General features: G+C 35.5%; 7 protein-coding genes. 5 read left to right on the top strand and 2 right to left on the bottom strand.

Annotated features, from left to right (window positions below; translation table 11 throughout):
• Positions 1–94 precede the first annotated feature (94 nt).
• Together M4L39_RS00035 and M4L39_RS00030 are read right to left on the bottom strand one after the other, a co-directional pair.
• A complete protein-coding gene (locus tag M4L39_RS00035; RefSeq protein WP_277580140.1) occupies positions 95–517 on the bottom strand; it encodes a DUF2871 domain-containing protein in 423 nt (140 codons plus the stop codon).
• A gap of 177 nt (positions 518–694) precedes the next feature.
• The gene (locus M4L39_RS00030; RefSeq protein WP_277580139.1) at positions 695–1,555 is read right to left on the bottom strand and encodes an oxidoreductase; all 861 of its coding nucleotides are present in this window, start codon (positions 1,553–1,555) and stop codon (positions 695–697) included.
• A gap of 81 nt (positions 1,556–1,636) precedes the next feature.
• Between M4L39_RS00030 and panB the strand changes: the two genes are divergently transcribed.
• From panB to M4L39_RS00005, 5 genes are all read left to right on the top strand, one after another.
• Complete coding sequence (gene panB, locus M4L39_RS00025) at positions 1,637–2,449, top strand: 3-methyl-2-oxobutanoate hydroxymethyltransferase (RefSeq protein ID WP_277580138.1); 813 nt, start codon at positions 1,637–1,639, stop codon at positions 2,447–2,449.
• Positions 2,446–3,294: a pantoate--beta-alanine ligase gene (gene panC, locus M4L39_RS00020; RefSeq protein ID WP_277580137.1), complete on the top strand. Its 849-nt coding sequence runs from the start codon at positions 2,446–2,448 to the stop codon at positions 3,292–3,294. Before panB ends, panC begins: the two co-directional genes overlap by 4 nt.
• 261 nt (positions 3,295–3,555) lie before the next feature.
• Entirely contained in the window at positions 3,556–5,043 is a 1,488-nt protein-coding gene (gene mqo, locus M4L39_RS00015) for a malate dehydrogenase (quinone) (RefSeq protein WP_277580136.1), read from the top strand.
• Between the two features lie 201 nt (positions 5,044–5,244).
• Entirely contained in the window at positions 5,245–6,765 is a 1,521-nt protein-coding gene (gene exaC, locus M4L39_RS00010; protein WP_277580135.1) for an acetaldehyde dehydrogenase ExaC, read from the top strand.
• A gap of 212 nt (positions 6,766–6,977) precedes the next feature.
• Positions 6,978–13,471 (top strand): Ig-like domain-containing protein (locus M4L39_RS00005; RefSeq protein WP_277580134.1); only part of this gene is annotated, 6,494 nt, incomplete at its 3' end.

Genomic DNA, 13,471 nt, shown 5'->3' with positions numbered 1-13,471 from the left:
TTGCGAAGGCATTTGGAAGCTAAAAAGTATAATATATCAAAAAAATCTGTTCATGTTTCAAAAAATAGAAACATGAACAGATTTTTTTGATATACTATTTTCTTTTTTCTACAGTGGCGTTAATTCTTTTATTTAATAACACAAAGAATAATACGAATGCGATAGAAATGAAGATATGGCCTAAACCAGCAATACCCGCAATTGCAGGGCTTACATTGAAACCTTTGATAGTAGCAATACCATTCACAAATTGCATCGCTACAGTTACTAATACACCTAAGTGGAAAATATAAAAGAAACTATTAAACAATTTACTATTTCGAGTCAATTTAAGTTGATTTTCGATAACCATGAATATCAAGAACATAATTGTACCTAAGACTAATAAATGTGTGTGCGTTACATTTAATTGTGAATAATCGCTAAAATTTTCTCCTTTTGACATTTCTCTATAAAATAAACCACTAAGTAATCCTAATAAAGTATAAAAGGCAGAGCTGAACATTAATTTTTTCATCTATTTTTTCCTCCAATTTGTTAATAACTGTAATATAAATTAATTATATGAACTCTTTATGAACAGAATAAAAATAAAGAAACAGTTTATAACAATATGAAAGAAGAATACGGAAACGAATGAAATCTAAATTTTAGTATTAGGCATAGCAGTAGAGCAAATTTGGAAAAAAACATATTAATATTTTTGCTGTGCCAATAACAATGGATAAATGGTATCGAGTACAGGTGTAACCAATTGATGCAATCTCGCTTTTTTAAATAAAAAGCCTTGGATGCCCTCTATTTCTAATGCGTTATCTGAAACGATGTCGTAGTACATACTTGTGCCCATTTGATTGGGATAACCATCGTAAATCGTCATAATCTCATCAATAATGTCATCATTGAAATATACATTTTCAGCTTGTGCAACGGCTACACCTTCAACTAATAGTTGCTTGCAAAGGTGTTTTATACCTGAAACTTGAAGTACTTCAGCAGGACGACGACTTAATGCAGTAACACTATTAATGGCTAAATTAACAAGCAGTTTATACCAAATGACATAATCAATATCATTTGTGAGTTCAACTTCTAAAGAAGACCCCGCTACAATATCGCAGAATGCACGTGTTTCTGGACAATCTTCTAAAATGATTTTGTGATCGCGGTAATGCGTTATAGTAGAACCAGATTTTTGTCCACTAATATAAATCACACCTTGAAATACGTGAGGGTATTCAAAGCGGGTCAACTGACCGTGACCGTTTTGCGCAAGTATAATAATGGTTTGTTCATGAATTAAATGTTTCATTTCTCTTAGTACAGTATCAAGTTGAGGTATTTTAACAGCAATAATTAAAATATCAACTTGGCTTTGATCAGCTGTTAATGGCGTTACCTGTAAAGTATGTGCGTGTTCAATATTATTATTGGCATAGTAGGCGAGCGTTTGATGTTGTCGACCGAGTAAGCGTAAGTCAGGATGCATTGCTAACAAATAAATTGCAATCGTGCTACCTACTGCGCCAGGTCCAATTATTGCAATTTTGTTCATGTTTTTAATTTCCTTTTCTAAATAGATTGGTTAGTATATGGATAACAATACAAATATAACAAACTGCGGAGATGATTTTAATTGAAAACATTAAATCAGTTAATAGATATGAAACAGAGTAACGATAAGATATCAATGGTGACAGCTTATGATTATCCAAGCGCGAAGCAAGCTGAATCAGCACAGGTAGATACAATCTTAATTGGTGATTCATTAGGGATGACCGTTTTAGGTTATGACAGCACAGTGCAAGTGACGATAGATGATATGATTCATCATGCAAAAGCAGTACGACGAGGTGCACCAGATACATTTATAATTGTAGATGTTCCTTTCGGAGCAGTGGGAATAAACGAGCCGTCTGATTTAGAAACAGCTGTAAAATTATATCAGCAAACTCAAGCGAATGCGATTAAGGCAGAAGGTGGACATTTAACTCAATATATTAAAAGTTGTACCAATATGGGCATCCCAGTCGTTTCACACCTAGGGTTAACACCTCAAAGTGTTGGTATTACTGGGTATAAAATGCAAGCAAATACCAAAGAAGCAGCACAACACCTTATAGATGATGCATATGCTGTACAACAAGCAGGTGCTGTGATGTTAGTGCTAGAAGCTATTCCTAGCGATTTAGCTGCTAAAATCACTGGGAATATAGATATACCAGTTATTGGAATTGGAGCTGGTAAAGACACAGATGGTCAAGTACTGGTGTATCATGATTTATTAAATTATGAAGTAAGTCATCAAGCAAAATTTGTGAAGCAATATGGTGATTTTTCAATAGGTGTTCAAGCATTATCTCAATATAATAAAGAAGTTAAGTCACAACAATTTCCAAGCAATAAATACACCTACAAAAAGCAAGTCATGAATGAGGTGTCTGAATGAGTAAGTTAATTACTACTATAGAAGAAATGACTGAGATGTCTCATCAATGGGCGAAATCAAAGAAATCAGTAGGCCTTGTACCTACCATGGGTGCCTTACATGAGGGACATCTGAAAATGATGTCACAATCTATTTTGGAAAATGACGTGACAGTTATTAGTGTTTTTGTAAATCCATTGCAATTTGGACCTAATGAAGATTTAGATGCCTATCCTCGAGACATTGAAAGTGACACAGCAAAAGCAACATCAGTAGGTGTAGACTATATTTTTTATCCAAGTGAAAAAGCAATGTATCCGGAACAACCTACAATTGAAGTGAAGGCTGGACGTCTAGCGTCAGTATTAGAAGGTGCACAACGTCCGGGTCATTTCGACGGCGTAGTAACAGTAGTAAATAAATTGTTCAATATTATACAACCACAACGTGCTTATTTTGGAAAAAAAGATGCACAGCAATTAGCTATAGTGGAAAAAATGGTCAAAGACTTTAATCATTCAATTGATATTGTAGGTGTAGACATTGTTCGTGAAGCGGATGGCCTAGCTAAAAGTTCACGTAATATTTATTTAACACCAGAGGAAAGAGCAGAAGCGCCTCATCTTTATAAAAGTTTGCAGTTAGCACAGTCATTATATAACCAAGGCGAACGTAACAGTTTGAAAATCATTGAAACTACGCGTGATTATATACAAAAGCATACGAGCGGAGTGATAGAAACAGTGGCAATTTATAACTATCCCCAACTTGTCGAACAACATGAAATTACAGGTAAAATTTTTATATCTCTGGCAGTCAAATTTAGTCAGGCACGTTTAATAGATAATATTATTATTGGAGATTAATTTGTATTAATGTATTTACATGTTTAGTGAACAATTCAATTAGATACAACATTCTCTCAATATACAATTTACATTTTCTTAGTGTTGATTTATCATATACAGAGAGAGATATTTATCGAGAAAATGATTATATGATAATTAAATAGTTTTAAGGGTATAAATACAGTAGTGAAAATGATGTATGCGTTATCTCAAAAATTAAATAACTATGATTTATCTTATATTATTAATTAAAAAGTGATTACGAGAGGTGGTAAAACAATGAGTGAATCTAACTCAAAAGATGTCATTTTAATTGGTGCTGGTGTTTTAAGTACAACATTCGGTACGATGTTAAAAGATCTTGCACCAGAATGGAATATTAAACTTTTTGAAAGACTCGAAAAACCTGCAATTGAAAGTTCTAACGAACGCCACAATGCCGGTACTGGACATGCCGCATTATGTGAATTGAACTACACAGTGGAACAAAAAGACGGTTCAATTGATATCGAAAAAGCAAAAGAAATTAATGAACAATTTGAGATTTCAAAACAATTTTGGTCTCACTTAGTAAAAAGTAATCAAATTCAAGATCCACAAGAATTTATACGCCCATTACCGCACATTAGTTTTGTGCAAGGCGATAAAAATGTGAATTTCTTGAAGAGACGTTATGAAGCACTTGCGCCTTTATCAATGTTTAAAGGTATAGAATATACAGAAGATCATAAAAAACTACAAGAGTGGATGCCATTAATGATGGAAGGCCGCGACCCAGAAGAAGTAGTTGCAGCTAGTAAAATTGACGAAGGTACAGATGTTAACTTCGGTGAACTTACAAGAAAAATGGCTAAAAACTTAAACGAACATGAAAATGCAGAACTTTTCTACAAACATGAAGTTCAAGACTTTAACCGTCGTAAAGATGGTAAATGGGAAGTTAAAATTAAAGACCTTAAAACTAATAAAGTAGAACATCACATTACTGATTATCTATTTATTGGTGCAGGTGGTGCTGCAATTCCAATGCTACAAAAAACTGGTATTCCAGAAAGTAAACATTTAGGTGGTTTCCCAATTACAGGAGAATTCTTAGTATGTAATAATCCTGAAGTTGTAGCTAAGCATGAAGTTAAAGCCTATGGTAAAGAACCTGAAGGTACGCCACCAATGACGGTGCCTCACTTAGATAGACGTTATATCCAAGATGAGAATTCATTATTATTTGGACCATTCGCAGCGATTGGCCCTAAATTCTTGAAAAATGGTTCTAATTTAGATTTATTTAAATCAATCAACCCTAGCAATATAATCACTATGTTAGCTGCAGCGGCGAAAAACTTCCCGTTAATCAAATATTCTATTCAAGAAGTATTAGCTAAAAAAGAAGATCGAATGAAAGAATTACGTCGATTTGTTCCTGATGCTAAAGACGAAGATTGGGATATTATGCAAGCTGGTAAACGTGTTCAAGTTATCAAAGATACGAAAGAACACGGTAGAGGATTTATTCAATTCGGTACAGAAGTTGTAAATTCAAAAGACCATTCTGTAATTGCATTATTAGGTGAATCTCCAGGTGCTTCTACTTCAGTTTCAGTTGCATTAGAAGTAATCGAGAAAAACTTCCCAGATTATATGGCTGAATGGGAACCTAAGTTGAAAGAAATCATTCCATCTTACGGTAAATCATTAATTGAAGATTACGCATTATTAAAAGAAATACGACAAGCAAATAATGCTGAACTTGATTTAAACAATAAATAATAAGTAATAAACTATCCCTTGAAGTGTTAAGCTTCAAGGGATTTTTTTGTCTAATTTTAATATATTTTCAACTAACAAGTTAAACTAATACAAAGTGTAATCTTTTTTATTATTATTTCTCATACAAAAGAAAAATATCATACAAGAAAGCGCTTACTTTATTTTTATGAGGGTATTAGACCCAATAAAGGAGGTTTTACAGTGATATATACAAATCCAAATCAAGAAGATGCAAAATATAAAGTAAAATCGAAATATGCTAATTTTATAGGTGGAAAATGGGTTGAACCACAAGAAGGAAATTATTTTGATAATATTTCACCAGTCACAGGTGAAAGTTATGCCAAGATACCTAAGTCTACACAAAAAGATGTTGATTTAGCTGTTGAAGCTGCCCAGAAAGCGCAAGTAGAATGGGGTAAAAAATCATTATCTGAAAGATCACAGTTATTATTAGATATAGCTGATCGTATTGAAGAAAATTTAGAATATTTAGCAGTGATAGAAACGTTTGATAATGGAAAGCCAGTGAGAGAAACACTTACAGCAGATTTACCATTAGTAGTAGATCATTTTAGGTATTTTGCAGGAGTAATTCGCGCCGAAGAAGGCGGCATTTCACAAATAGATAATGATACGGTTGCATATCATTATAAAGAACCATTAGGCGTAATTGGACAAATTATCCCTTGGAACTTCCCTTTACTTATGGCAACTTGGAAGATTGCTCCAGCGATTGTAACAGGTAATACAGTGGTACTTAAGCCTGCAGAGCAAACGCCAGTATCGATTTTACATTTTATTGAAGTGATAGAAGATATTTTACCAGAAGGTGTGCTCAATATAGTAAATGGTTTCGGAAATGAAACTGGTGAGGCGTTAGCGACGCATAAAAACATAAATAAAGTTGCGTTTACAGGTGAAACGACAACTGGAAAAATTATTATGAAGAATGCTAGTGACAATGTTATACCGGTTACACTTGAACTAGGTGGAAAATCACCGAATGTATTTTTTAAAGATATCATGGACGAAGATGACGAATTTTTAGAAAAAGCTGTAGAAGGCTTAGTCATGTTCGCACTAAACCAAGGTGAAGTATGTACATGTCCTTCAAGAGCACTTATTCATGAAGACATCTATGAAAAATTCATAGCTTTATGTATAGAAAAAGTTAATAAAATAAAATTAGGAAATCCGTTAGATGAAACAACAATGGTTGGTGCACAAACTTCAAACGAACAACAAGAAAAAATCAAAAAATACTTAGATATTGGTAAAGAAGAAGGCGCTGAAATTCTTGTAGGTGGAAATGTTAGACAAGAAAACGAGAATTTAGAAAATGGATTTTATATTGAACCAACGATATTCAAAGGTGACCAAAGTATGCGTATTTTCCAAGAAGAAATATTTGGTCCGGTATTATCTGTTGCGACTTTTAAAACAAATGAAGAAGCTCTAGAAATGGCGAATGATACTATCTATGGTCTTGGAGCAGGTATTTGGACGAGAAACCAGAACACTGCGTATCGTATTGGTAGAGGAATTCAAGCAGGACGTGTATGGGTTAATAATTATCATACTTATCCAGCGCATGCTGCTTTTGGTGGGTACAAAATGAGTGGCATCGGACGAGAAAATCATTTAATGATGTTAGACCATTATCAACAAACTAAAAATCTACTTGTAAGTTATGATACAAAGCCAACAGGTCTATTTTAATGAAAAATAAATAAATATAATAAGGCATTTAAAACTATTGCGCTAATGCGTGATAGTTTTTTTGTTACTAAAAATATTTCTAATTGTATATTTTCATAAACCTAATAAATAATTTTCTAACTTAATTTTTAATTTAAATTCATATAAAACTCTTAAAAAAATAATACAATTGTGATATTATATCAAACGACTAAGATTAATGGAGGAAAGCAATGAAAAACAATCATGATTTAACACCCAATAGAATGAATAAATATGCTATTAGAAAACTTTCAGTTGGCACAGCGTCATTATTAGTGGGAAGCGTGTTAGTATTCGGAATCTCTAACGATGCGAATGCAGCAGAAAACGATCTTTCAAAAGACTCCAAAGCACTCAGTATTAATGTGAATGAAGAGGATAACCACTTAGTTGATACAGAAAAAGCAAATAGCAACGAACAAAATCCAGTCAATGACTTTTCAGAAAGCCATGATATTCACAACGATAATTTAAATACTAGTGATAGTGCTTCAGAGCAAAGTGTTGGTGAAAATAAACCAATAGTAAATAACACAGCTGAAATTGACACTAGCAATAAAGAACGAGAAGTAGCTGTAAATACTAATAAAAATAAAGTCACTGACAATAAAGATAATAATAACAACACGTCGAATGTAATTGAAAAAGAAATTGAAGAGTCAAAAGCTAATAAAACTAATGAAGAAAATAGTGAAATTGTAAAAACGGAAAATAAAATAAAAGCTGCTCATAATTTTGATAACTCATCTCAAAAATTCGAGAATAGAGAAACAGACGACATAGCAGAGAAAACTACAATAAACCAAAGCGAAGCACAAAACAGAGAAGATATTAGCCATGTAGCAAATAATACAAGTACTAAATTAGAAGCAAAAAATGAAGTGAATACTCAAAGCGAAAATATTAAGCCAGCGAGTGAAAATAATGTCCCAGACAGAAATAACACTGAAAGCGTACTAAATACAAAAGAATCAAATAATGCGGTTGCTAAAGTGAGAAATAAACGTTCAATTATAAATAGAAGAACATCAAGCAAAGCAATGACCGAAGATAGTGCTGTAGAAGCATTAGAGTATTCAGATAATTACACATTTCAAACTTTGATTTTTGATCCTGAATCATTAGTAAAGAATCGAGTTTTAAATAGTAAAACGATTCCTTTTGAAATCCATAGTTATATGACAGGAGCAAATTCAGGGGATAGATATAAAATAAACTTACAGCTTGATCCGATAATTGCTAACCATGTGACAAGAATTACTGTTAACCCAGCTGGTCGTACATCACCAGTACAATTTGTTAGATTATCTAATAAACAAGGTAGGTTAACTAACATTTGGCAAGTTAATTTCATTAGAGCAAATAATGGTTTATTTGGTGGTGGTGAGATATTAAGTCAATATACAGCTTCTAATGGGGTCATATATCTTGATACTACAGTTAAAAATATCCTGAACAGTATGAAAAATAAAAATGAGAAGTTAAATTATTTAATCTATGTTAAAGATAATTCTGAAAATAAAAAAATCCAAACTTCAGAAACGAGTGGATATTTTTTAACAGCAGCAGAGAGGGAAATAAATAATATACCACCATCACAATCCACTAATGCTAATAATTCTTTTAAAGCAAGTAGTGGAACAGTACAATATGATTCTAAAATCGGCAACTTTGGTGGTGCAATTATAGACCAGCAAATATTAAAAAATGGAATATTTAACTATCGTGGGAAAATAATGGATGCAGGTCTATATAAACAATGGACATATCATTACCAAATTGACCCAGCTTTATTACCTTATATCGGTTCAATAGAGTTACATAAACAAGATTTTCGAGGGATATATGGTTTTGACAAGAAATATTATGCAGCAAATAAAGTAGCAACGCTTCGTGTAGATTCGAAAGGTAGAGGATCTATTACACATAGTGACTTAAATCAATTAATAGAATTTAATAATGCTTTACCAGAAACAGTAGGTATTAGAATAGTAATTAAATATAATCAAAGTCCTAATAATATATTGACTAGAAATGCTTCCTATGATCAAAACGGTAATTTAATATCTAGTACAACTCAAGTAAAAGAAGACTTTGCATTCTATGGGTATTTTACAGATAGAAATGGAGGAATAATTAATAACACCTTTGGATCTGCAACGTACTATATACAAGATATAGATAAAGATGGTTTAACGGATAATTATGAAATTCACAACTCTCATTCTGATCCATTTAATGGTGATACAGATAGAGATGGCAAAAATGATGGGGACGAGGTTTTAAGATATCAAACTTCTCCTTTAGTAGGGAAACCCATCGTAAATGACATCACAACAGAGGATACTATTATTAAAGGTGATGTACCATTAGATAAATCAGCAGCAAGACAAAAGGTGAAAATTTTAAATCCAAATGGCAAGGTCATAAGACAAGGCACTCTAAATAAAAACGGTACGTTTAGTTTTAGCGTGTCAAAATTACCACCTGGAAAATATAAAGTGGCTATTGAGTCACCGAATTATCGAAATGCTGAAATAAATACATTTAATGTAATTGATATGAAAGCATTATTAAAGCCTGCCATTGCACCAGTTAACGATCAAAATACAAGCCTTCAAGTCAACGGCGTTGAAGGATCTACTATTGTGGTTAAGGATAATAATAACAATGTTATTGGGACAATTGTTTTAGGAAAAGGTGAGACAACAAAATCATTACAGTTAAATCAACCACTAAAAGCTGGAACAGTTTTGACTGCCACTGCTACTAAGAATGGAAAAACTAGCTATGCATCAGACCCAGTAACTGTAACAGATGTGACAGCGCCAGTAGCGCCGATGGTTAATGAAGTTACGAGTGAAGGCACGCAAGTAACAGGAACAGGCGAATCAGGTTCAACAATTACGGTTAAACTCCCAGACGGAAGTGTGGTAACGGGTGTAGCAGATGATCAAGGCAATTACGTAATCGATATTCCAACAACTGTGGATTTAGTAGGAAATGAAGAGCTCGTAGTGACATCAACAGATGGTGCAAGCAATGTATCGCCAGAAACAAGAGTAACTGTTAAAGATACGACAGCACCAGTAGCACCAACGGTGAATGAAGTCACAAGTGAAGGTGCACAAATAACAGGAACAGGAGAACCAAGCTCAACAATTAAAGTTAAACTCCCAGATGGAAGTGTGGTAACGGGTGTAGCAGATGATCAAGGCAACTACGCAATTGATATTCCGACAACTGTGGATTTAGTAGGAAATGAAGAATTGGTAGTGACATCAACAGATGGCGCAGGGAACGTATCGCCAAAAACAAAAGTAACTGTAACAGATGTGACGGCACCAGTAGCACCAACAGTTAATGAGGTTACAAGTGAAGGTACACAAGTAACAGGAACAGGAGAAGCAGGTTCAACGATTACAGTTAAGTTCCCGGATGGAAGTGTGGTAACGGGTGTAGCAGATGATCAAGGCAACTACGCAATTGATATTCCGACAAACATCGATTTAGTAGGAAATGAAGAGCTCGTAGTGACATCAACAGATGGAGCAGGTAATGTGTCGCTAGAAACAAAAATAACTGTAACAGATGCAACAGCACCCATAGCGCCATCGGTGACTGAGGTTACAAGTGAAGAAACTCAAGTAACAGGTACAGGCGAAGCTGGTTCAACAATTACGGTTAAGTTCCCAGATGGAAGTGTAGTAACGGATACAGCAGATAATCAAGGCAACTACGCAATTGATATTCCGACAAACATCGATTTAGTAGGTAATGAAGAACTCGTAGTGACATCAACAGATAGAGCAGGTAATGTGTCACCAGAAGCAAAAGTGACAGTTACAGATGTGAAGGCACCAGTATCACCAACGGTGAGTGAAGTGACAAGTGAAGGTGCACAAGTAACAGGCACAGGAGAAGCAGGTTCAACAATTACAGTTAAGTTCCCAGATGGAAGTGTTGTGACGGGTACAGCAGATAATCAAGGCAACTACGCAATTGATATTCCAACAAACATCGATTTAGTAGGAAATGAAGAGTTCGTAGTGACATCAACAGATGGAGCAGGTAATGTATCACCAGAAGCAAAAGTGACAGTTACAGATGTGACGGCACCAGTATCACCAACGGTGAGTGAAGTGACAAGTGAAGGTGCACAAGTAACAGGCACAGGCGAACCCGGTTCAACGATTACAGTTAAATTCCCAGATGGAAGCACAGTAACGGGAACAGTAGATAAGCAAGGAAATTACGCAATCGATTTACCAATTGATAAGAAATTAAATGGTAACGAAGAACTTGTAGTGACATCAACAGATGGAGCAGGCAATGTATCGCCAGAAACAAGATTGACTGTTAAAGATGTGACAGCACCTGTAGCACCGATGGTGAATGAGGTTACAAGTGAAGGCACACAAGTAACAGGAACAGGAGAAGCCAGTTCGACGATTACAGTTAAATTCCCAGATGGAAATGTAGTAACGGGAACAGTAGATGATCAAGGCAACTACGCAATTGATATTCCAACAAACATCGATTTAGTAGGAAATGAAGAGTTAGTAGTGACATCAACAGATGGAGCAGGCAATGTGTCGCCAGAAACAAAAATAACTGTAACAGATGCAACAGCACCCATAGCGCCATCGGTGACTGAGGTTACAAGTGAAGAAACTCAAGTAACAGGAATAGGCGAAGCCGGTTCGACAATTACAGTTAAATTCCCAGATGGAAGTACAGTGACGGGTACAGTGGATGACCAAGGCAACTATGCGATTGATATCCCAACAAATGTAGATTTATTAGGGAATGAAGAACTTGTAGTGACATCAACAGATGGAGCAGGCAATGTATCGCCAGAAACAAGAGTAACTGTTAAAGATGCGACAGCACCGGTAGCACCAACAGTGAATGAGGTAACAAGTGAAGGTACACAAGTAAGTGGAACAGGTGAAGCCGGCTCAACAATCACAGTGAAATTCCCAGATGGAAGTGTGATAACAGGCACAGCGGATAATCAAGGAAACTACGTGATCGATTTACCAGTAGATAAGAAATTAAATGGAAACGAAGAAATCGTAGTTACATCAACAGATGAAGCAGGTAACGTGTCACCTGAAACAGGATTAATTGTTAAAGATACGACAGCTCCTGAAGCACCGACGGTGAATGAGGTAACAAGTGAAGGTACACAAGTAACAGGTACAGGTGAACCCGGTTCAAAAATTACGGTTAAACTCCCAGATGGAAGTGTCGTAACGGGAACAGTAGATAACCAAGGAAATTACGTGATCGATTTACCAGTAGATAAGAAATTAAATGGAAACGAAGAGCTCGTAGTGACGTCAACAGATGCATCAGGCAATGTATCGCCAGAAACAAAAGTAACTGTTAAAGATGTGACAGTGCCAGTAGCGCCAACAGTGAATGAGGTAACAAGTGAAGGTGCACAAGTAAGTGGAACAGGTGAAGTAGGCTCAACAATCACAGTGAAATTCCCAGATGGAAGTGTGGTAACAGGCACAGCGGATAATCAAGGAAACTACGTAATTGACATCCCAACAAATGTAGATTTAGTAGGAAACGAAGAGCTTGTAGTAACATCAACAGATGCATCAGGTAATGTATCGCCAGAAACAAAAGTGACAGTTAAAGATGTGACAGTGCCAGTAGCACCGACGGTGAATGAGGTAACAAGTGAAGGTACACAAGTAACAGGAGAACCTGGTTCAAAAATTACGGTTAAGTTCCCAGATGGAAGTGTCGTAACGGGTACAGCAGATGACCAAGGCAACTATGAAATTGATATCCCAACAAATGTAGATTTAGTAGGTAATGAAGAACTCGTAGTGACATCAACAGATAGAGCAGGTAATGTGTCATCAGAAACAAGAACAACTGTTAAAGATGCGACAGCACCTGTAGCACCGACGGTGAATGAAGTTACGAGTGAAGATTCACAAGTAACAGGTACAAGTGAGCCCGGTTCAACAATTACGGTTAAATTCCCAGATGGAAGTGTTGTAACTGGTACAGTGGATGACCAAGGCAACTACGCAATCGATATCCCAATAAATGTAGATTTAGTAGGGAACGAAGAGATCGTAGTGACATCAACAGATGTTTCAGGAAATGTGTCACCCGAAACAAGATTAACTGTTAAAGATACAACAGCTCCGGATGCACCAACGGTGAATGAGGTTACAAGTGAAGGTGCACAAGTAATTGGAACAGGCGAAGCAGGTTCAACAATTACGGTTAAACTCCCAGATGGAAGTGTGGTAACGGGAACAGTAGATAGCCAAGGAAATTACGCAATCGATTTACCAGTTGATAAGAAATTAAATGGAAATGAAGAGTTGGTTATTACATCAACAGATGGTGCAGGCAATGTATCGCCAGAAACAAAAGTAACTGTAACAGATGTGACGTCACCAAACGCACCAACGGTGAATGAGGTTACAAGTGAAGGTACACAAGTAACAGGAACAGGAGAAGCTGGTTCAACAATTACGGTTAAGTTCCCAGATGGAAGTGTGGTAACGGGTGTAGCTGATGATCAAGGCAACTACGCAATCGATATTCCAACAAACGTTGATTTAGTAGGAAATGAAGAATTGGTAGTTACATCAACAGATGGAGCAGGCAATGTATCGCCAGAAACAAAAGTTACTGTAACAGATGC

It is taken from the genome of Staphylococcus equorum (assembly GCF_029531845.1).
GTDB lineage: Bacteria > Bacillota > Bacilli > Staphylococcales > Staphylococcaceae > Staphylococcus > Staphylococcus equorum_C.
This window is presented reverse-complemented; position numbering and strand designations above follow the sequence as displayed.

Bases quoted from the DNA above. Each gene is read 5' to 3' on its own strand.
- M4L39_RS00030 (WP_277580139.1), bottom strand. From the start codon at position 1,555: ATGAACAAAATTGCAATAATTGGACCTGGCGCAGTAGGTAGCACGATT.
- M4L39_RS00035 (WP_277580140.1), bottom strand. From the start codon at position 517: ATGAAAAAATTAATGTTCAGCTCTGCCTTTTATACTTTATTAGGATTA.
- mqo (WP_277580136.1), top strand. From the start codon at position 3,556: ATGAGTGAATCTAACTCAAAAGATGTCATTTTAATTGGTGCTGGTGTT.
- panC (WP_277580137.1), top strand. From the start codon at position 2,446: ATGAGTAAGTTAATTACTACTATAGAAGAAATGACTGAGATGTCTCAT.